Origin of the sequence: Fibrobacter sp. (assembly GCF_045131395.1) — a bacterium.
Lineage (GTDB): Bacteria > Fibrobacterota > Fibrobacteria > Fibrobacterales > Fibrobacteraceae > Fibrobacter.
In genome coordinates, this window is sequence record NZ_JBGUQY010000004.1 from 136,093 (window position 1) to 155,891 (window position 19,799).

The window sequence follows — 19,799 nt, forward strand, 5'->3', positions numbered from 1 at the left end:
AATTAAGCCTTGACCTTCGTGAGTTTAAGCATGGCATCCACCACCTGTTCCATGTGCATGCCGCGGCTGCCCTTGATCAAGAGTACGTCGCCTTCAGCCACGATTTCGGTGAGGGTGTCGATCAGTTCCTGAACGCTTGCAAAGTGGTAAGCGGCCTTCATGCCCTTGGACTTGGCGCCCTTCACATAAAGCTTTGCCTTTTCGCCCACGGTCAGGAGCATATCGAAATTCATTTCGGGCACCATGGCGCCCATTTCCTGGTGCAGGGCATCCGTCTGAGCGCCCAGTTCCAGCATATCGCCGAGGATGGCGATACGGCGAGAAACCTTCATGTTGCCAATAGTCTGCAGAGCCATCTTGGTAGAAGACGGGTTTGCATTGTAGCAGTCCGAAACAATCTTGAAGCCGTTGGCGTTCTTGATTTCCATGCGCATGTTGGTGGAACGGAAGTTGGCAAGAGCCTTGGCGATTTCGGCCTTGGGCACTCGATACTGCAGGCCAACGGCGATAGCGGCAAGAGCGTTATAGAGGTTATGAATGCCCGGCACGTTCAGCGTGAACTTGGTACGGTCCACAAAGAAGGTAGCGCAGTTGTCTTCGTTCCATTCCAGCTTTTCGGGCTTGATAATGCCACGCTTCACGCCAAAGGTAACCACTTTGTAGCTGGTATTGCTGCGGCACTTGCAAAGACGCGGATCATCGGCGTTCACAATGAGCACGCCGTTCTTCTTGAGGCCGGCCACAATCGTCTTCTTTTCGGCAAACACGCCGTCCAAATCCTTGAGGCGTTCCAAATGAGAAGCGCCAATGTTGGTAATCACGGCCACATCGGGTTCCACCGCCAGAGAAAGGGGGCGGATTTCGTCGGGGCCGCTGGTACCCATTTCAATAACGGCGGCTTCGTGGCTGTGCTTCAGCTGGAACAGCGTCATGGGCACGCCAATGTGGTTGTTGAAGTTACCGGCGGTAGCGTGGGTGTTGTACTTCTGCGAAAGAACGGCCTTCACCATTTCCTTGGTGGTGGTCTTGCCGTTACTACCCGTAATGGCCACCTTCTTTACCTTGAAGTTCTTCTGGTAGCCCTTGGCGAGCTTGAGGAGCGCTTTCGTCGTATCGTCGACGGGCGCATACATCTTGAAGTTTTCAATGCCTTCGGCATCAGCATTCACGACACTCATCAATGCTCCATTTTTTTCCATTTGTGTTACAAACTGGTGGGCGTCAAAACGGGCGCCCTTGATCGGCCAAAAAACCACGCCCTTGGCAGGTTCGCGAGAATCCATGCAAAGGTTCACCTTGCGATTCTTGGTACGGCCATCAACGCCTACCGAGTAGGTTTCGAGGATTTCCAAGAGTTCCTTGATTTTCAAATCCAGCTTATACATTTTCCATCGCCTTCACCGCTTCTTCGCGGTCATCAAAATGATGCTTGGTCTTACCCACAATCTGGTAGTCTTCGTGGCCCTTGCCTGCAATCACAAGCCAGTCGCCGTCCTTGAGTTCTGCGCAAGCCTTGGCAATGGCTTCTTCGCGCTTTTCCACGACACTAAACTTGTCGGTCTTCATGCCGGCGCGGACATCGTTAATGATATCGGTCGGATTTTCGGTGCGCGGATTGTCGGAAGTGAGCCAAGCCTTGTCCGCAATGCGTTCGGCGATTGCTCCCATAATCGGGCGCTTGGTCTTGTCGCGGTCACCGCCGCAGCCGAATACGCAGGCAAGCTTGCCTCGGCAGAGGCTGCGGGCCGTCGTAAGGACGCGTTCGAGGGCATCGGGAGTGTGGGCGTAATCCACAATCACGTGACGGCCATTCTTGTTCCAAACTTTTTCGAAGCGGCCCGGAACGCGGACTTCTGCCAGAGCCTTGCGCATGGCAGATTCGGCAAGGCCGATCGCCTTTGCCCAAGCCAGCACCAGCATCACGTTGTCCACGTTAAAGTCGCCACAGAGCGGAGTCTCAAAAGCTTCTGCGCTAATAGCGGGCAGCAACATCTTGAGACCATCTTCGGTATTCTTCACAGCCCCTTCGGGCTTTACAAGGGCACTAACGACCCCTAGACGCGAGACAGCCACCCTCCGGTCCGCTCCAATCCCGGCTAGGGAATCGTATAGTTTCTTACCATACGCATCATCGATGTTGACAACGGCCACGCCATCATCAGCAAGATAACGCGTAAACAAAAGCTTCTTTGCCTCAAAGTAGGCATCCATTGTCTTATGGTAATCGAGGTGGTCTTGCGTCAGGTTGCTAAACAAGGCACTCTTATAAAGCACCCCGGCCATACGGCCCTGATCGAGAGAATGGGAAGACGCTTCCATTACCAAGTCAGTACAACCGGCCTCCACCGCCTTGGCGGCAAAGGCATACAAATCCAAAAGGCCCGGCGTCGTGAGCGTTGCAGGCACCGAGGTATCGCCAATCTTGTTCTTGATGGTTCCGAGGAGAGCCACCTTGTGGCCGGCAGCCGTGAGCATGGCATCCATCAGGAATGCGCTAGTGGTCTTGCCGTTCGTACCCGTCACCGCATGAGCGCTAAGCTTTGCAAACGGGTCCTTGTAGAAAATCTTTGCGGCTTCAAGGCGGGCGGCCTTCACGTCAGCCACCTGGATCCACTTGGAAGTCAGTCCTTCGGGAGCAACGTTTTCGCTCACCACAGCCACTGCGCCGGCAGCCACCGCAGATCTTGCAAATTCATCGGACTTTTCGCCCGGCATCGAGAAAAACAAATCTTTTGCCTTCACGCGGCGGGAGTCGTCGCACAGGCCCTGCACATTCAATTTCTGCATCAATGTTTCAGAAATCATCTAGCCTTTCTCCTTCAGCGTAAGCTTGCAAATCTGGCCCTTGTGAAGCGTCTCCCCCACCTTCGGGGATTGGGACACCACGCGGCCCATACCGGTATATTCAACGTTCATACGGATGTTACCGGCAATTTCAAGAGCGTCTTTCAGCGAAAGCCCCTTCAAGTCGGGCATCGTCGAGGCGTCAACATCGCCAAGTTTAAGAACAAGTCCAACAGAATCCGTCATGTCTCTACGTACCGAGAGCACGCGGGATCCTTCACCTTCAAAAACCACCGGGCACTTCTTGCTTGCTGCCACCGACTTTGCCGTCTGGGCAAGCATACCCACATAGTCACCTTCGCATGCCGACTTCTTGCTCACAAAGGCAAGCTCATGAGAGGCCGGAGAAAGCTTCGGGTGGTAATAAATGCCTTCCATAATGCGGCGGAAAATAGGGCCCGCCGTAGCGCCACCCGTATGGCCGTAAAGCTTGTCGGCGTTGGGGTCATCCACCAGCACCATGCACACGTAGCGCACATCTTCAACCGGGGCAAGGCCAATAAACGATGCCACCTGGTGTTCGCGATCGTACTTGCCGGTTTCCTGGTTGTACTTTTCAGCCGTACCGGTCTTTCCGCCAAAAATCACGTCGGGAATCTTCTTGCTAGCCACGCGCTTTGCCGTACCGCTGTTCACCACTCGGTTCAGCATCTTGCGGATAGAGGCAGCCGTCTTTTCAGAAATTACGCGGCGCACCTTCACCGGTTCCTTCTTTTCCACCAGGTTACCGTCAGAATCGCGCCATTCCTTCACGATCATGGGTTCCATCAGGGTGCCACCATTGGCGATCGTGGCGTAGGCCATCACCATCTGAATGGGAGTCACGGACACGGCATGGCCAAAGCCCATGGTTTTAAGGGTACGGTCATCACGCGTCAGTTCGTAAGGCATGTACAGACGACCGGCTTCTTCACCAGCCAGGTTCTCGGAAGTCTTCATGCCAAAGCCAAAGTTGCGGGCCATGCGGTAAAGCTTTTCGGCACCCACCTTGTCGGCCACCTTGGCAAACACGATGTTAGAGGACTGCACCATACCCTCGGCCATATCCATATCGCCGTAAATGTGGGTATCGCAAATGCGTTCAGCCCTTGCACTCCAGCTCCAGCACTTGCCCTCGTTCGCAAACACCGTGTCTTCGGGCACAGAGCCGTTTTCAAGAGCAGCGGCAGCCGTAATCACCTTGAAGGTAGAGCCCGGTTCAAAGGACATGGCCACAATGTCGTTCTTCGCCATCTTGCCCACGCCCTGCTTCTTGGAGTTCGGGTCGAAAGTCGGATAACTTGCCATGGCCAGGATTTCGCCCGTGTAGGGGTCCACCACCACAGCAGAGGCACTGGCGGCGCTGAATTCAATCACGCCGTCCTTCAAGGCCTTTTCCACGATTTCCTGCATGTCGCGGTCAATGGTCAGCACCAGGTTCTTGCCCGGCTTGGCTTCAGCCACGTTTTCGGAGCGGCCCAGAATTTCGCGTTCACGGGCATCCTTCACACCCACGCGGAAACCTTCGTTACCGCGCAAGCGCAAGTCGTACATGCGTTCCATGCCCATGCTGCCCTTGCCGTCGTAATTCACCTTGCCCACAATCTGGGAAGCAAGCTTACCCTGCAAGAAGATGCGGCTGTAATCTTCGGCCTTGCCCGTATCGCGCAGGTTCTTTGCGAAAACCACGCCGTTCCTATCCAAGATTTCACCGCGTTCGGCGTAAATGTTCTTGGTACGGGTCGTCTGGTCCTTGGTTTCCTTCTGGTACACTTCGCGGTTCAGCACCTGAATGTTAAAGGTCTGCCAAGCCAGAACGCCAATAGCGCCCAGCACGATCATCTTAGCCACCGAGAGAGCATCCATATTCACAATATTCATGGAGCCCCCGTTACGCGCACCTTGGTAGGTACGCCATTCAAGTCAAGACCAACACTGTCTGCAAAGCCCGCCAAGTTTTCCAGCGAAGACAACTTGTTGATTTCAAGTTCCTGCAAAGTCCTCTGACGCTGCAACTGGCCAATCTCATAGGTCAGCTCATTGGACTTGGAATAAAGCTTGGTCAGGCAGTTCTGCATATACAAAGGCAAAATCAGCAAAAGGCCGGCCACCAACACGGCGCCAACGAACACCCACACAATGGTGCGGTTAGAATTGAACAGAGGTTTTCTATTCGATTCACTCATACGCGTTCGTATACCCTAAGCTTTGCAGAGCGAGCCCTGCTGTTCTTTGCAATTTCTTCGTTAGAGGGCAGAATCGGCTTGCGATTCACCTTCTTGAGGCGCTGGTGATTGCCGCCACACACGCACACAGGCATATGTTCGGGGCAAATGCAGGCCTTTTCAAATTCAGCGGCCGTTTCCTTGACGCAGCGGTCTTCCACGGAGTGGTAGCTCATCACCACCAGGCGGCCACCCACCTTCAGGCAGTCCACGGCAGCACGCAGGCTATCTTCGATTTCCTTGAGTTCGCCGTTCACTTCCATGCGTACAGCCTGGAACACGCGAGCCAAAAGTCCATTGACTTCACGACGCTTGTCGGGGAATACCGATTCCACCACAGCCTTCACATCAGAAGGCAAAATTTCCTGATTGCCCTTGGAGGCAGCCATTTCTACAAGGCGGGTCGCCAGCTTGAAGCCGCGATCCATATCCGCATTCTTGCGGAGAGCGGCTGCCAGCGTATCGGCGTCAACCGTCTTGAGCCATTCCTGAGCAGAAACGCCTTCGCGGCGGTCCATGCGCAAATCCAGCGGATTGTTGCCCACAAAAGTAAAGCCGCGGTCAGAAGCATCCACCTGGTGGCTGCTAATGCCCAAATCATAGAGAATGCCGTCCAAGGTATTCGGCGCAATTTCGTTTTTCAGTTCACCGAAGCGAACCGGGTGCACAATGAACTTGGGTTTCACACCGGCAAGGCGCTTGGTAGCGAAGGCAACTGCTTCTTCATCGCGATCGAAAGCGTGAAGCGTTCCTTCTTCATTTAACTTGTTCGCAATCGCGTAGGAATGTCCGCCACCACCTAGGGTGCAATCACCGTAAGTACCGCTCGGCTTGATGTTCAGGCCTTCGAGGCATTCCGCAAGCATCACCGGATCGTGATAGAATACGCCGTTCTCGACACCGGCAAGGGCTGCTTCGGAATGAGCTGCCGTAGCGCGGCCGTTCAAAACTTCATTTGTCTGTAATGAATTCTTGCGGAGGCTATTTGTTGCCATCGGACCCCTCCGTCAAGCTTTCACCATAGAACGCGGCATCGAAGGCGGCAATTGCATCTTCAGTCTGCAAGCCGAACTTTTCGTTGTAACGTTCAGGATTCCATAGTTCAAGAGTTTTTCCGCTAGCTTGTACGTAAAGGACTTCTCCTTTAAGACCAGCATACTCCAGCAAAATCTTTGGAAGTAAAATGCGGTTCTGACCATCGAGCTCCACTACTGCGGGCGCGAGGCCTCTCCGAACTAGGTCAGCTTGACGGCGGTCGGACCTCGAGTCCAAGTCCGCCATGAACTTTTCGTATTCCGGCAAGGTAAACAACCGGAGCGTGCGATTCGGACCACGAGTGACCACGAATTCTTCGCCCTCGGTCGGCCCGAGCTGACGACGGAATTCCCTGGGGAAGGAAGACCTTCCCTTTCCATCGATAGCCGTTTGGGCTTGACCTATGAAAGACGTAAAGTTCATACTAGTTTGACACATTTTACCACAACACAGTACAAATCTACCATTTTCTACCACTTTGGCAAGATAGGGGCGCATTTTTCGCACCCAAAGCATACAAAAAACATACTTCGGCCCCAGGTCCGAAATAAAAAGAGTGAACATTTGTTCACTCTATAATTTATTGAAAATCAATTTTTAGGGATTACTATTCCGCCCAGTGATTACCGTTATAATTGCGGGCGGTATCGGCATCCATGCCGATTTGGCGAACCAGATCGTCGAGGCTCGGGAACTTCTGTTCGGGGCGCAAGAAGGCCATCAGGTCAAGCACCATGGGGCGACCATAGATGTTTTCGCTAAAGTCCAGCAAGTAGGCTTCAATAGCCAGGCGCTGGTTACCAGTAGAAGGCTGGGTTCCAATGTTCACTACAGCACGGAAGGAGCGTTCTCCCCCGTTGCCATCGGGCAAACGGGCGGTCGCTACATACACGCCGTGCTTGGGCAGGAACTTATACTTTTCCACCTGCAAATTCGCAGTCGGGAAACCGATGGTATGACCAAGGCGTTTGCCTTCTACAATGGTTCCAGACAAGCGATAGGGGCGTCCCAGATAAGTCTGCGCACGAGACACATCACCGTTCAGGAGCGCATTGCGCACGGCAGAAGAACTGACGCGTTCGCCCTTGTGGAGCACAATAGAAAGCATGGCCGTAGAAAGTTCCGGGAAAGCCGCCGTAATGGTTTCGTAGTTGCCCTTGCCGCCAGCGCCAAAGCAATGGTCATGTCCAAAGAACATGGAGCATACGCCGCGCTTTTCGATGAGTTCGGTACGGACAAATTCATCGAACGGGAGCTTTGCCACTTCGGGCGTAAACGGGAGCACCAAAAACTCTAGACCAAGGCTTTCAATAAATTCGCGTTTTTCTTCGGTGGTCGTCAAAAGCAGCGGATCGCCCGGTTCGCGCAACACGTAGTTGGAATGGGGCTCAAAACTGATGACCGTGGGAGTCCAGCCGTTCACTTCGGCAACGGCCTTAAGCGTGCGGAAAAGCGCCTGGTGTCCCAGGTGGCATCCGTCAAAATTACCCATTGTCACAGCACGCTTCATTTTCACATTCCTTTTCCAACGTCATTCCGGCCTGCGAGCCGGAATCTAATCATCTTCCCCGAGATAGAACTTCGGCTTGATTCGACCCGGTTCATAAAAGCACAAACTCAAGACTTCGCCCTGTTCGTTTGCGGCAAACACATTGCCCTCGGGGCCTACGCCCTCGACGGGAGTTTTCCAGGGGAGCCAATTGCCCTGGCGAATGGTAGCCACCTGTTCGTCGGTGAGGCGCACCACCGGGAAGTCGAGCACCGCATCCACCGGGAGCAGATTTTCTCGGGTCAACGCATCGCCGCGCACGGCTTTATCCAAAGTCACATTGCCGATGCGGTGTCTGCGTATCTGCGATACGCAGGCGTAGGTCCCGAGGGCCCGGCCGATATCGCGACCAAGCGCACGAATGTAGGTTCCCTTGGAGCATTCGCAAATCAAGTCGAAGGTCGCAAATTCCTTGCCGGAGCATCCTTCGGTCACTTCGCCTTCGCCAATGACCTTGAGTTCGCTAATGCGAATCTTGCGGGGTTTCAATTCAATGTTGCGACCGCGTTCCATGAGGTCGCTAGCACGCACGCCGTTGATTTTCACGGCACAGTACTTCGGCGGAATCTGTTCGATATCGCCCGTAAACTGCGGGAGTACTGCATCGAGCTTTTCGCGGGTAATTGCTACCGGCTCGCCCTGCTCCACCACTTCACCGTCCCATTCCAGGGTGTCGGTTTCGTAGCCCAGGTGCAGCCTAAAGCTGTAGCACTTGTCCTTCGCTTCTACAAAGGGCAGCAAACGGGTGCAGCGACCGGTAGCGGCAATAATCAAGCCCGAGGCACGCAAATCCAGCGTGCCCGCATGGCCGACGCGCTTCGTAGAAAAGACCCTTTTCAGTGGGAAAAGGGCCTTAAAAGAAGTTTCGCCAGCGATCTTGTCCAAGAGAACGAAGCCGGAATTGCTCAACTAGAGATCCCCTTTCTGCTTCAGTTCAGCCAAGATACTTTCGATATGCATGGCGTGTTCCAGGTTTTCGTCCAGAACGAAATTCAGTTCGGGAATCTTGCGGATTTTGAGCGCCTTGCCCAAAACCGTACGGATATACCCGGCGGAATTCTTGAGGCCAATCAGCGAATCGCGCTTTTCCTTGTCGGAACCCATCACCGAGACCATCACCTTTGCGTAGCTCAGGTCATCGGTAATAGTGACGCGGGTAATGCTAGCGAGGCTACTCACACGAGGATCTTTCAAGCCCTTCTGCAAGAGCTTGCCGATTTCCTCGCGGAACTGTTCGTCCAATCTGTCTGTTCTACGACTCATTAGACTCCTCAGCAGCCTTCTTAGCCTTTTCTTCGGCTTCTTCGCGGGCCACATCCTTCAAAGTACGGGCAACCTTGATTTCCTTGAAGAAGATCAAGCTATCGCCTTCCTTGATATCATCGTAACCCTTAAGGCCGATACCGCATTCAAAGCCACGAGCGACAGACTTGACGTCGTCCTTCATGCGCTTCAAAGACTGAACCACGGTCGTACCGAGTTCCACGCCGTTGCGGTACACGCGCACATGGCTGGTGCGGTCGACTTCGCCGTCGGTAACCATACAGCCTGCGATGAGACCGATCTTCGGAATCTTGAACACCTGGCGGATTTCTGCTTCGCCGGAGAGTTCTTCGCGCATGGTGGGCTTCAAGAGGCCTTCCACAGCGTTGGTGATATCTTCGATACAGTCGTAAATCACGCGGTAGTTGCGGATTTCGATGCCTTCCTTCTGGGCCATTTCGCGGATAGACAGCGACGGCATCAAGTGGAAGGAAATAATGATAGCCTGTGCGGTCGTAGCCAGCAAGATATCGGATTCCGTAATGGTACCCACACCCTTGCGGATGATGTTGACGCGCACTTCCTTGTTGGTAAGCTTTTCGAGCGAAGCGGCGAGAGCTTCTGCAGAACCACCCACGTCAGCCTTGACAATGAGATTGAGTTCAGAGAGCTTGCCTTCCTTACGATCGTTGAAGGTATCTTCCAAGGTCTTGACGTTACGAGAACGCAGGTCGCGTTCACGGGCAGCCATACGGCGCTTGGAGGCAATTTCACGTGCGGTCTTTTCGTCTTCGACCACAATGAGGTCGTCACCGGCCTGCGGAGTACCGTCAAAGCCGAGCACCTGACACGGAGCAGACGGAGGAGCTTCCTTCATCTGTTCACCGCGTTCGTTAAACATAGCACGGACACGACCAGCGTAAATACCGCAGACAAACGGGTCACCCACATGGAGCGTACCGTTCTGCACAAGGATCGTGGCCATAGAACCCTTACCCACGTCGAGCTTGGATTCCACAACGGCGCCGCGAGCGTGAGCATCGGGGTTGGCCTTGAGTTCCAGAACTTCGGCTTCGAGAGCGAGAGTTTCCAAAAGTTCGTTCATGCCCTGACCCGTACGGGCAGAGACTTCGATACAGCTGGTAGAACCACCCCACTGTTCCACTTCCACGCCGCGTTCGGCGAGCTGGGCACGGATCTTGTCGGGGTTTGCCGTCGGAAGGTCGATCTTCGTGATAGCCACGACCATCGGCACCTTTTCACGCTTGGCAAGTTCAATAGATTCAACGGTCTGGGGCATGACCATGGAGTCAGCTGCCACCACCAGCACGATCACGTCGGTCACCTGAGAACCGCGAGCACGCATAGCACTGAATGCTTCGTGACCCGGGGTATCGAGGAAGGTCACCTTACCCTGAGAGGTCGTGACTTCGTATGCACCGATGTGCTGCGTAATACCGCCAGATTCGCCGGCCACCACGTGGGTCTTACGGATCCAGTCGAGCAAAGATGTTTTACCGTGGTCAACGTGGCCCATCACCGTCACCACCGGATGACGCGGCTTCAGGTTTTCGGAAGATTCTTCTTCCACGCCGAGCACTTCTTCTTCGTATTCTTCCATCAACTGGGCTTCGTAACCGAATTCGTCGGCCAGGAGCTGGATGGTTTCAAAATCCAAGCGGGCGTTGATGGTCACCATCATGCCCATTTCCATGCACTTCGCGATCACGCGGGCCGGCATCTGGTCCATAAGGCCAGCGAGTTCGCCCACGGTAATAAAGTCGGAAGTCTTGAGGATTTTCTTTTCTTCGCCCGGAGTATTGTCGTTATGCTCCTTGCGGTAAACTTTCTTGACAGGCTTCTTGGACAGGTCAGCCATCACGCGGGAAACGTTCTGACGAACGACTTCCTGCTGGATTTCCTTCTGCTGGTCCTGACGGTCCTTGCCATTGCCGCGACGGTTCTTGTCGTTCTGACCATGTCGACCGTTCTGCTGCTTGCCACCCTTGCCGCCCTGGTTCTGGCCACCAAATCCCTGGGCGCCACCATTGCTAGCATTGAAGGCATCTTGCATGGAACTGCCGGTAAAGCCACCGGTTCGCCCCGTAAAGGTACGGCCGCCGTTATTGTTCTGGCCACCGTTTCCGTTGCGGTTGTCGTTACGGCGATTGCCGTTGCGGTTGTCGCCATTGTTGTTAGAAAGGCGACCGAATGTACCCGTATAACCCTGCTGGTTACCGTTGTTGTTACGGTGTCCGCCGCGGGTAGCCTGAGCCTGTTGCTGAGACTTCTTGATACGGGCGAGAATAGCTTCGTCGGGTTTGAAGACCTGAGCCTTCATCGGAGGCTGCTTGAGTTCCATGCCCGGGGTAACCATGGCAGGCTTGGCTGCGGCAGGAGCTGCGGGAGCTGCCGGCGCGGCAGGCTTTGCAGCGGGAGCAGCAGGCTTCACTTCTGCGGGAGCCGGAGCGGCGGGAGCGGGCTTCGGTTCGGCCTTCGGAGCAGCGGGCTTTTCAGCAGCGGCTGCGGGAGCGGCTTCTGCCTTCGGGGCAGCAGGCGCTGCGGCGGGCTTCACTTCAGGAGCCTTGGCGGCGGGAGCTTCAACAGCAGCCGGTGCAGGAGCAGCGGCAGGAGCGGCAACCGTTTCAGCCTTCGGTTCTGCCTTAGGAGCAGCGGGCTTCACCACTGCGGCAGGCTTTGCAGCCGGTGCGGCAGCAGCGGGAGCAGCGGAGGCGGCAGGCTTAGCCGTCTTCTTGGTCGTAGTCCTGATGAGCTTAGCCTTCAGCAACTTGCCATCGCCAGTCGAAGCGGACTCTTTCTTCTTGTCAGAAGAGGCATTGGAAGTTTCGGCGGAAGACGCCTTTTTCAGGTTCTTATTGCGGGCTTCGGCCTTCTGGCGTTCGGCATCGACGGTTGCCTCGATCTTTTCGTATTCAGAGGCATTGACCTTGGACACCTGTGTCAAAACCTTGACACCGTTCTCGCGCAAAAGCTTCATCACGAGGTCGCTCTTGACTCCGTGTTCTTTCGCCCAATCTACTGGTTTAATTTGTTCTTCATTAGCCATGAATAGCTTCCAATGTTCCTTTTAAAAATTAGCGAGCAGCCTTACGGTTCTGGTTCAAATCGGCAGCGGACGGAGAGGTAATCTTAGCCTTCGTTTCGTCGTCCTTCTGGTTCCATTCGTTTTCACCGAACACGTCCAAGTTGCGCTGCACGAGTTCTGCAGCAAGCTTCACGTTCTGGCCGTTCTTACCAATTGCCAAAGCGAGATTTTCGTCGCTGATAATCACCACCGTGCGGCGGGTTTCGGGCACGTGAATCAGCTTGATCACGTTAGCCGGAGTGAGGGCACGGGTAATGAAGGTATCCAGATCCGGATTCCACTGCACGATGTCGATACGTTCGTTACCGAGTTCGCGGACAATGGTCTGCACGCGAGCACCCTTCATGCCGACGCATGCGCCCACCGGGTCAATCTTTTCGTCACGGGAGTACACGGCAATCTTGGCACGGAAACCCGGTTCGCGGGCAACGCCCTTGATTTCGACAGTACCTTCGTAAATTTCCGGCACTTCCTGACGGAAGAGTTCCTTGAGGAAGTCGCCATTGGCGCGAGAAAGCACCACCTGGGCACCGTTCTTGGAAGATTCTTCCACGCGGGCGATCACGGCCTTGATGGAATTGCCCTGAGCCCAACGTTCGCGACGGATCTGTTCACGAGCCGGAATCATGGCTTCGGTCTGCTTGCCGAGCTTCACGATAATGTTACTTTGTTCAAGGCGGAGCACTTCGCCGCTCACCATGGTACCGATACGGCTGCGGTAGGTATCCATGATCTTCTGGCGTTCGGCATCGCGAATCTGCTGGTTCAGGAGCTGCTTTGCAGTCTGGATGGCCTGACGACCAAAGGCAGAAATAGGAATTTCCATTTCGAGGAAGTCACCCGGCTGGGCATCTTCGTTAAAGTCGCGGGCTTCTTCCACCAGCATGTAACCCTTGTCGAGTTCTTCCACTTCGGCAGCGGTCATGTTCTGGTCGTAGTCCGGATAGTCATCCACCACGGCCACGCGCAAGAACACATGGACTTCGTTGGTTTCCGTATCGAAATCCACATCGATTTTCTTTTCGATGTGCAAGTACTTGCGTGCTGCCGTCACCAACGCTTCCTTCAAGGCGTTGATTACAATGGAATCATCCATATCCTTGGCTTCGACCACTTCTTTCAGCACATCGAGCAAGTTAACTTTCGGTTCGTTCTTCATAAAATGACCTTCCTATTATATTTGTACATCCACTTTCGCTACAAGCACCTCAGAACGCGGCACAACAACATCGCCAGCGTTTCCCTTGAGGGTGAGCGTCAAATTTTCTTCGTCTGCAGAGACCAGCTTGCCCACCACAGGCTTACCGGTACTGCGAGTCACCCGCAGGAATCGTCCAATATTGCGGGTGAAATCGGCAACCGACTTCAGGGGGCGGTCTAACCCCGGCGACGACACTTCCAAAGTGTAGGCACCTTCAATAATTTCAGGATCCAGGTCCAAGGCATCGGACAAGTGACGGCTCACATTAGAGCAGTCGTCGATTGTCACCCCTTCGGGCTTGTCTATGTATAGGCGGAGCGTCTTGCGTTTGCCTGCACGGAACATGTCCTGTTCCACCAATGTGACGCCGGCGGCTTCGCACGCCTGGGCGATAAGTGTATCCAATTTCTGGGCTACCAAATAGACCTCGTATAATAAACGGCGTTCGCATACGGCCCCGAAATCTGCTCATTTAAGCCTAAATCGGGTCCACGAACGTCAAGACATACCAAATAGAGAAATTTTTTAGGGTCTAGGCAACCGGATTTATAAAAATAAGGGGGTAAAAGCCGTTCACAACGCAGAATTTATATATTTGGCGCATGGCTTACGTACTTTTGATTCTCGCTACCTTAATCGGTCTTGCCGGTTGCGCCTATTTCTTGCGCAAGAATATCCTTGTCATCCGCGAAAAGAACAAGAAAGAACCCAAGGCCTACAAGCGTAAATTGAACTACGTCCTCACAGGCCTCTGGTACGGCTACCTGACGATTTTCTTCCTAGGATTGACCATCAATAACCTAGGCAATTGGTAAGAATCAATTAATGTGTAATGACTAATTATTCATCTCACATCACACATTCCACATTTCACATTTGAGCATCGAGCCAGCGCTCGTACAAGAAGAGCGCAATAAAATTCTTTCCATCGATAAATTGCCGGGCAGCCTCTTCGTAGGGCAGCACCACCGTCTTGATCCATTCGATTTCTTCGGTGTATTCCTGATCCTTGCCGTCCATGGCCTTGAGCTGTTCCGGAGTCACGTCCCGTTCAATGGCGTACAGGCGAATGCGTTCATCCAAAAGCCCGCAGCTGGCGGCAAAGCCATCGCTCTTGCCCTTGTACCAAAAGTCCATGAGGTCGATGAGTTCCGAATCTTCCGCCTTGATCTGGGCTTCTTCTTCGAGCTCGCTTAGGGCAACCTTGCGGTAATCCCCCGTCCAGTCCAGAATACCCGCCGGAATTTCCAGGGAAGCCTGTTCGCTAATGGCAAAGCGGGGCTGCTTCACCAGCAACAAATACTTCTTGCCTTCGCAACGGAGCACCACCAAAACGCCCACAGCATTGCCACGCACCAGCACGATTCCATGCACCGGGCGACCATCCGGAAGGGTGGCCGTTGCAGTAAGCTTTATAAATAACGGCTGGCGGCCTTTACACAAAAAATCCACCGACGAAAAGTGGACCTTGGTTACAACGAATTTTTCCTGGGTCTTTTCAAGCCAATCCTTGTAAATGCGGGATTCAAGGATAATGGGGCGGTCGGCCTCGGCAATTTCAGGAGAATAGGTATATTCAATCATTTTTCTTTCAAGGTATCCGGAGCGACCGTCGCCTTTTTCCAGATTTTAGACAAACTATCTAAAACGGCAAGCGTATCGGAATCGACAACCATTTTGTTTCCCGACAGATTGTAGACCATCCAATCCTTCTTGGAATTGGGGCCACAGAACGATTCTTCCTTATCGGGGGTAAACAGTTCACGAATAAAACGTACCTGACCGCCCAGAGTGTAATTGCTGACCGCAAAAGAACTATAGGTTCCGCACTCCGGAATCTTTTCGGTATAGTAAGTGCTGTAATGCCAAATGGTATCGGGGCGCTCCTGAACCGAGCCCAGTTCGGTAGAGTCGTTTTCCCACTTGGAATTGATGCAGTACACCGAATCGGAATCGGCACAGGCATAATGAACCGGCACCAGGTTCGTATCGTTGATATTCCAGGAGCTGGGGTAAACGGTATCGGCAACAGTCTTCTTGCACATGTCCACGCGATGGGTACAAGTAGACTTCATGGTACGCCAGTAAAATACGCGAGGCGTCAGGGAATCAAGAACGCGAAGGATCTGGGGAATAGCCTTGCCCTTCTTCTTATCCTTGGTCCGCAACGGGTAGGCATGGGGATCCGCAAAGGAGGAATCCATGTACACGTAAAAAGTATCCTTCGAAATGTCGCCGCGACGGAGGGTTATGGAATCCAGCGCCGTATCGCCATCGTTTTTCACCTTGATCATGCCGATGCCAGCAATCTGCTCCGAAGAAAGCAGCAACTTGAGAGTTGTATCGGGGCGGTAATAGGGAGCAGGGCAATCTTCAGCCGTGGCGTGGATCGTAAGCTTCGGCGTAATCCAGAGAACCGAATCGGACTTGACGAATTTCAGGTGTATCCCCTGCAAGGCGCAGTTCGAGAAGGTCCACATTTTCCCCATTTCCAAATACAGGGTATCCTTGGACAGGTGAATCGCCCTGCCGGAATCCAGCCTGGCATAGGCAAAAAAGCCTTCGCCATCGTAGCTAAAATCTTTATCGGAAACATTCATGGGGCCGTCGGTATCTTTTTCGCAGCCGGCAAAAAACACCACTGCAAACAAAATCCACAGCAAGCCAAAAACCATGTATTTAGAACGAAGGCGGTTCATGAGACCAAAGGTATTAAAAACCGTTCAACTTTTCAAATGCCGCAAGGGAATCTGGAGAGACCGGATGGGTCGAAGCGTAAAATTCGTTCCAACGCACAAACTGGCCGTTCAAGCGAACCGACAAAAAGAAGGTCGCACTATCTTTAGGAGAAAGCCTGCCCAGCATCGACATGACGCCGACGGTATCGCCCACCGACAGGGAATCGTTCAAGGAACCCATGCCCGACGTCTTGCTGGTCACGTTATAGCCGTGGTCAATTTCAACAAAGTAACCTAGGGAATCTTTGCCCGATTCAAGAACGCGGCCCGAAAGCACCGGATAAATGGGAGCCTCGCCAATACCGCTGAAAACATCCATGGCCAGCAAAGATTCCTGGCCTTCAAAGTCAAAGCCCTCGCCAATGGCCAAGGCAGACCATTCCAGCGGTAGCCGCGGGCACACCCCCGGGAACTTGCAGCCCGTACCCTTGGACACCCACAGGTAGCTGGAATCGGGTTTCATATAACGTAAATAAACCGACGGCACGCTATCTTCGTGCATGACCAGCAGGGGATTTTCGAAATTCGCCACCGGGGCAATCCAATGGAGCTTGGACTTTTCAGACTTGCGGAGCCCGGCCACGTAGCGCAAGAAGGGGTTGGGCAGACGCCCCAGCGGAATGGAATCCACCAGGACCCAGGAACACTGGGCAAGGCCCTGTTTCAGTTCAAAGGGAGTACCGCCATAAGCGGAGCAACGGGAATCCCAGGTTTCGATGGGGACTTCTTCGTTGTTGCCCGGCAGCGGGAGCGCATTGGCAATCTTGGAGGCAAGCCCCGACCAGTACGCCAAAAAGGCGGCTACCGCTACAAGCGTTAACCGGATTAACGGAAACTTATGTTGATTATTGAAAGATTTGCCCTTTCGCTTGTATTCTTGAAACTCGACAGGCATCGGACTAGATGTAGAAGAACGCGAGAAGTCCGCCTACAGCTGCAAGCAACAAGAGGAACACAATAATCACGGTCTTTGCCGAAGACGGTTCGTCGTCGAACGGAACATCGAGGCCCTTTTTCTTGGAACTGGACTCTTCTTTGGCAATGGCGTTGAAGCTCTTTGTAAAGCGACGATGGGAACCCGTAGTGCGGCGATCCAGGTGGGGCGAAGGAGCAACTTCGATGGAACCCACATTCTGGGAGGCAACGGCAGACGACGGTTCGTCAATGACTTCCGCACTGGCAGCGCCTTCGGGACTGCGAGCCTGCAGGGAGAAGGACATCATGTCGGCTTCAAAAGCAAAAACCCGGATGTTCTTATCGAGACCGGCCTTTTTCAAGCCGTCGATAATGGTCTGGTTGTTGGTCAGAACGGCGAACATTCCCTTCCGGTCTTCCATTTCCTGCTGGAACTGGATAAAAGCGTTATAGGCGTCGCTGTAGACAAAGTCAAGTCCAGTCAAGTCGACCGCCAAGAACTTTTCGTCTGTTTTTTCAGCGAGTAAAGCGCGAACATCCTTTTTAAACTGTTCAGCATCGAAAGCCCCAATCGGATTCAAGGGGGCTGACATCAAATCAAAAATTCCAACTTCGCGATAGTTCTTTAATTGCGGCATACTAGAAAATATAGACTAATATTTGTTAAAATGAATGCTTTATCCCCAAAAAAAGACGAAAAAACCGCATTTTACTCGAGAACTTCGTCGTCTGTTTCGATTACCGCCTTGCCAACAGGAGCGGCTGCAGGAGCCTCCACTTGTCCCTGTTCAACGGGGGCAGACTCCTCTACAGCCACGGGGGCAGCTTCGGCAGGAGCCGTTGCGGGAGCCTCGGGAGCACCGTCATAGGCTTCCCGTTCCATTTCTTCGTAGGCGGTGTCGTTGTCGGGTTCTTCGGTCAGAATCGCCCTGCGGCTAGTCGCAGCCTCCGGCGTCCCCTGCTTAGGAACATGGGAGAACAGGTAGGGGCTGATGCTCACGCTTACGCGGTGCACCGGCGAGAGTACCGGGTGAGATTCGAAAGCATAGTCGATTTTCACGAACTTCGCAATCACTAGACCCGCACCTGCGGTCACGCTCTTGAAGGTGGTAAAGCTGGAAAGACCCGCCCGGAGCGAAAGTCCAAAGTCAAAGACGTATTCAAGGCCCCCATGACCGCCCGAAAGCCAATCCAGGGGACTTTCCCAAACGCGCTTGCCGCGATCCTTGTCCGTCTCGAATTCCATATCGCGGGCTTCGCGGTGCAAAAGTTCGGCACCCTGCCAGAACAGGTTCAGCCTGCCATACAGGTAAGAGATGGGCAACCCGTAACTTGCGGCAATATAAAGTTCCGGCGAAGAATATTCAAACTCCCCCGACTCCCAGCTGGTAGCCGAAGAAGTCCAGCCCTTCAAGAGGCCCGACACGTAAAGTTCATCTACGGCCCGGAAACGAAGTCCTGCATCGCCACGGAAGCCCCAACCGGTCTGGTCCATATCGCGGTAAAGGCCATGGAATCCGATACCCAGTTCCAGGCGGTCGGTCAACTTGCGGCCAAAGGTAGCCGAGAACACCCAGTCGGCAATAGAAAGGGTGTTGTAGTCGGAGCCTTCGGGCAGAGGTTCCCCCTCCTTAATGTAAGGAATATCGTCAGCACCGAACCTGGAAAAAGAAATACCCAAGCCCTGGCCCTCACCCAGCGGGACTACCGCCGACGCAAAGTCATACTTGGTATCTTCGTAGTATTCCGTATGCGAAAAAGAAGCCCAGGCATAATTCACATTTGCAAGCTGGTAGGGGTTAGACATGAGCCCCAGGTAATCGCCATCTACAGCCATGGTGGCAGAACCCAATGCAGCAGATCGCGCACCCGGTTCAATGTCCAGGGTTGCGTTTGCGCCCACCACACGGTCTGCAGCAAAGGAGCCAGCGGCAGACAACAAAGCTATACCAACAAAAAATCTCGCAAATGTCATACTTTGTGGTTCAAGATAGATTATTTTTGGTTGGCAGACCAGAAGAAAAGCGCATTAAATGAATCTTTCTGAACACATCACAGGCTATTTGCAGTATATCGCGGACAGGCGCCGTTTTTCGCCGCGCACAGTGGACACCTACCGCAAGTCCCTAGACAAATACCTGGAGTACCTGAAGGCCGCGCTGAACAAAGAAGACTCTCCCCTTTCCGCCTTTTCAGAATCCACCGTCAAGACATTCGTGTGGGACTTGAAGATGAAGCAGAAACTAGCCCCCACAAGCATCTGCGAACACCTGGCGGCCCTGAAAAGCTTCGGCAAGTACCTGGTCAAGAGCAAGATTACCGAAAAGAACCCGGCCGAAAACGTGCCCATGCCCAAGCGCCCCAAGCGCCTGGTGAATGTACTGGGGCAAAAGGACTTGGCCGAAGAAAAATTCCCAGAAGTAGAAAACCCGACGTTACAGCAAGTACGCGCCCGCCTCTTGCTGGAACTGATCTACGGCTCCGGCCTGCGTATTTCGGAATGCCAGAACCTCACCTGGGACCGCATCAACGAAAGGGAATTGCTGGTACGCGTTCTTGGCAAGGGTAACAAGGAAAGGATCGTTCCGCTGACCGAAAGTTTTGTCTCCCGCATCATCACTTACAAGCAGATGCAAATGCAGGCGGGGCACTTGCCCACCGCTACGGGCTACGTGTTCCTGAGCGATGACGGCAAGCCCTTCGGCCTGCGCACGCTGCGCAACGACATTCAACACTTGCTGCGCGCAATCGGCTGGGAAGGCAAGGCCAGTCCCCACGTACTGCGCCACAGTTTCGCCACCCATCTGCTGGAAAACGGCGCCGAAATCATGAGCGTAAAAGAGATGCTCGGCCATTCGAACATCTCCACCACTCAGGTTTATACACATGTAAATGCAGAACGCCTGCGGGCCGCCTTCAAGAAGACCCACCCGCGAGCATAACT

19 protein-coding genes are annotated in these 19,799 nt (G+C 53.6%); 2 read left to right on the forward strand and 17 right to left on the reverse strand.

Going from position 1 to position 19,799, the window contains the following annotated elements; all coding sequences use genetic code 11:
- Nucleotides 1-2: 2 nt before the first annotated feature.
- From murF to rimP, 12 genes are all read right to left on the reverse strand, one after another.
- Nucleotides 3-1,385: a UDP-N-acetylmuramoyl-tripeptide--D-alanyl-D-alanine ligase gene (gene murF / locus ACJMNB_RS02890; RefSeq protein WP_405338808.1), complete on the reverse strand. Its 1,383-nt coding sequence runs from the start codon at nt 1,383-1,385 to the stop codon at nt 3-5.
- On the reverse strand, nt 1,378-2,805 hold the full coding sequence (locus tag ACJMNB_RS02895; RefSeq protein ID WP_405338810.1) for a UDP-N-acetylmuramoyl-L-alanyl-D-glutamate--2,6-diaminopimelate ligase: 1,428 nt from the start codon (nt 2,803-2,805) through the stop codon (nt 1,378-1,380). Before ACJMNB_RS02895 ends, murF begins: the two co-directional genes overlap by 8 nt.
- The gene (locus ACJMNB_RS02900; protein ID WP_405338812.1) at nt 2,806-4,704 is read right to left on the reverse strand and encodes a penicillin-binding protein; all 1,899 of its coding nucleotides are present in this window, start codon (nt 4,702-4,704) and stop codon (nt 2,806-2,808) included.
- Nucleotides 4,701-5,009 carry a hypothetical protein gene (locus ACJMNB_RS02905; RefSeq protein ID WP_405338814.1) on the reverse strand — a complete coding sequence of 103 codons (309 nt, stop codon included), beginning with the start codon at nt 5,007-5,009 and terminating at the stop codon, nt 4,701-4,703. Before ACJMNB_RS02905 ends, ACJMNB_RS02900 begins: the two co-directional genes overlap by 4 nt.
- Nucleotides 5,006-6,043 carry a 16S rRNA (cytosine(1402)-N(4))-methyltransferase RsmH gene (gene rsmH / locus ACJMNB_RS02910; RefSeq protein WP_405338816.1) on the reverse strand — a complete coding sequence of 346 codons (1,038 nt, stop codon included), beginning with the start codon at nt 6,041-6,043 and terminating at the stop codon, nt 5,006-5,008. Before rsmH ends, ACJMNB_RS02905 begins: the two co-directional genes overlap by 4 nt.
- Nucleotides 6,030-6,506 carry a division/cell wall cluster transcriptional repressor MraZ gene (locus ACJMNB_RS02915; RefSeq protein ID WP_405338818.1) on the reverse strand — a complete coding sequence of 159 codons (477 nt, stop codon included), beginning with the start codon at nt 6,504-6,506 and terminating at the stop codon, nt 6,030-6,032. Before ACJMNB_RS02915 ends, rsmH begins: the two co-directional genes overlap by 14 nt.
- Nucleotides 6,507-6,690: 184 nt before the next feature.
- Entirely contained in the window at nt 6,691-7,593 is a 903-nt protein-coding gene (gene ribF, locus ACJMNB_RS02920; RefSeq protein WP_405338820.1) for a riboflavin biosynthesis protein RibF, read from the reverse strand.
- A 45-nt stretch (nt 7,594-7,638) separates the two neighbouring features.
- Entirely contained in the window at nt 7,639-8,541 is a 903-nt protein-coding gene (truB, locus tag ACJMNB_RS02925; protein ID WP_405338822.1) for a tRNA pseudouridine(55) synthase TruB, read from the reverse strand.
- A complete protein-coding gene (rbfA, locus tag ACJMNB_RS02930; protein ID WP_072976600.1) occupies nt 8,542-8,895 on the reverse strand; it encodes a 30S ribosome-binding factor RbfA in 354 nt (117 codons plus the stop codon).
- On the reverse strand, nt 8,885-11,962 hold the full coding sequence (gene infB / locus ACJMNB_RS02935) for a translation initiation factor IF-2 (RefSeq protein WP_405338825.1): 3,078 nt from the start codon (nt 11,960-11,962) through the stop codon (nt 8,885-8,887). The genes rbfA and infB overlap by 11 nt, the downstream gene beginning before the upstream one ends.
- 28 nt (nt 11,963-11,990) lie before the next feature.
- Nucleotides 11,991-13,160: a transcription termination factor NusA gene (gene nusA / locus ACJMNB_RS02940; RefSeq protein ID WP_405338827.1), complete on the reverse strand. Its 1,170-nt coding sequence runs from the start codon at nt 13,158-13,160 to the stop codon at nt 11,991-11,993.
- Between the two features lie 15 nt (nt 13,161-13,175).
- Nucleotides 13,176-13,622: a ribosome maturation factor RimP gene (gene rimP / locus ACJMNB_RS02945; RefSeq protein ID WP_072800165.1), complete on the reverse strand. Its 447-nt coding sequence runs from the start codon at nt 13,620-13,622 to the stop codon at nt 13,176-13,178.
- A 182-nt stretch (nt 13,623-13,804) separates the two neighbouring features.
- Between rimP and ACJMNB_RS02950 the strand changes: the two genes are divergently transcribed.
- Nucleotides 13,805-14,017 carry a hypothetical protein gene (locus ACJMNB_RS02950; RefSeq protein WP_405338829.1) on the forward strand — a complete coding sequence of 71 codons (213 nt, stop codon included), beginning with the start codon at nt 13,805-13,807 and terminating at the stop codon, nt 14,015-14,017.
- Between the two features lie 55 nt (nt 14,018-14,072).
- Here ACJMNB_RS02950 and ACJMNB_RS02955 read toward each other — a convergent pair whose 3' ends face one another.
- From ACJMNB_RS02955 to ACJMNB_RS02975, 5 genes are all read right to left on the reverse strand, one after another.
- Complete coding sequence (locus ACJMNB_RS02955; RefSeq protein ID WP_405338831.1) at nt 14,073-14,786, reverse strand: NUDIX domain-containing protein; 714 nt, start codon at nt 14,784-14,786, stop codon at nt 14,073-14,075.
- The gene (locus ACJMNB_RS02960; RefSeq protein WP_405338833.1) at nt 14,783-15,901 is read right to left on the reverse strand and encodes a hypothetical protein; all 1,119 of its coding nucleotides are present in this window, start codon (nt 15,899-15,901) and stop codon (nt 14,783-14,785) included. Before ACJMNB_RS02960 ends, ACJMNB_RS02955 begins: the two co-directional genes overlap by 4 nt.
- A 13-nt stretch (nt 15,902-15,914) precedes the next feature.
- A complete protein-coding gene (locus ACJMNB_RS02965) occupies nt 15,915-16,733 on the reverse strand; it encodes a M23 family metallopeptidase (protein ID WP_405338835.1) in 819 nt (272 codons plus the stop codon).
- Nucleotides 16,734-16,839: 106 nt separating this feature from the next.
- Complete coding sequence (locus tag ACJMNB_RS02970) at nt 16,840-17,493, reverse strand: STAS domain-containing protein (protein WP_405338837.1); 654 nt, start codon at nt 17,491-17,493, stop codon at nt 16,840-16,842.
- Nucleotides 17,494-17,564: 71 nt separating this feature from the next.
- Nucleotides 17,565-18,830 (reverse strand): hypothetical protein, encoded by a 1,266-nt coding sequence (locus tag ACJMNB_RS02975; protein ID WP_405338839.1) that lies wholly within the window; start codon nt 18,828-18,830, stop codon nt 17,565-17,567.
- Between the two features lie 58 nt (nt 18,831-18,888).
- On the opposite strand from ACJMNB_RS02975, the gene ACJMNB_RS02980 reads away from it, so the two are divergent.
- Nucleotides 18,889-19,797, forward strand: coding sequence for a tyrosine-type recombinase/integrase (locus ACJMNB_RS02980; RefSeq protein WP_405338841.1), 909 nt, complete (start codon nt 18,889-18,891; stop codon nt 19,795-19,797).
- Nucleotides 19,798-19,799 lie beyond the last annotated feature (2 nt).

Coding starts and splice junctions, on each gene's coding strand:
- ACJMNB_RS02970 (WP_405338837.1), bottom strand. CDS start 17,493: ATGCCGCAATTAAAGAACTATCGCGAAGTTGGAATTTTTGATTTGATG.
- infB (WP_405338825.1), bottom strand. CDS start 11,962: ATGGCTAATGAAGAACAAATTAAACCAGTAGATTGGGCGAAAGAACAC.
- ACJMNB_RS02950 (WP_405338829.1), top strand. CDS start 13,805: ATGGCTTACGTACTTTTGATTCTCGCTACCTTAATCGGTCTTGCCGGT.
- ACJMNB_RS02895 (WP_405338810.1), bottom strand. CDS start 2,805: ATGATTTCTGAAACATTGATGCAGAAATTGAATGTGCAGGGCCTGTGC.
- rsmH (WP_405338816.1), bottom strand. CDS start 6,043: ATGGCAACAAATAGCCTCCGCAAGAATTCATTACAGACAAATGAAGTT.
- ACJMNB_RS02980 (WP_405338841.1), top strand. CDS start 18,889: ATGAATCTTTCTGAACACATCACAGGCTATTTGCAGTATATCGCGGAC.
- murF (WP_405338808.1), bottom strand. CDS start 1,385: ATGTATAAGCTGGATTTGAAAATCAAGGAACTCTTGGAAATCCTCGAA.
- nusA (WP_405338827.1), bottom strand. CDS start 13,160: ATGAAGAACGAACCGAAAGTTAACTTGCTCGATGTGCTGAAAGAAGTG.
- ACJMNB_RS02915 (WP_405338818.1), bottom strand. CDS start 6,506: ATGAACTTTACGTCTTTCATAGGTCAAGCCCAAACGGCTATCGATGGA.
- ACJMNB_RS02960 (WP_405338833.1), bottom strand. CDS start 15,901: ATGAACCGCCTTCGTTCTAAATACATGGTTTTTGGCTTGCTGTGGATT.
- ribF (WP_405338820.1), bottom strand. CDS start 7,593: ATGAAGCGTGCTGTGACAATGGGTAATTTTGACGGATGCCACCTGGGA.
- ACJMNB_RS02955 (WP_405338831.1), bottom strand. CDS start 14,786: ATGATTGAATATACCTATTCTCCTGAAATTGCCGAGGCCGACCGCCCC.
- ACJMNB_RS02905 (WP_405338814.1), bottom strand. CDS start 5,009: ATGAGTGAATCGAATAGAAAACCTCTGTTCAATTCTAACCGCACCATT.
- ACJMNB_RS02975 (WP_405338839.1), bottom strand. CDS start 18,830: ATGACATTTGCGAGATTTTTTGTTGGTATAGCTTTGTTGTCTGCCGCT.
- ACJMNB_RS02900 (WP_405338812.1), bottom strand. CDS start 4,704: ATGAATATTGTGAATATGGATGCTCTCTCGGTGGCTAAGATGATCGTG.
- rbfA (WP_072976600.1), bottom strand. CDS start 8,895: ATGAGTCGTAGAACAGACAGATTGGACGAACAGTTCCGCGAGGAAATC.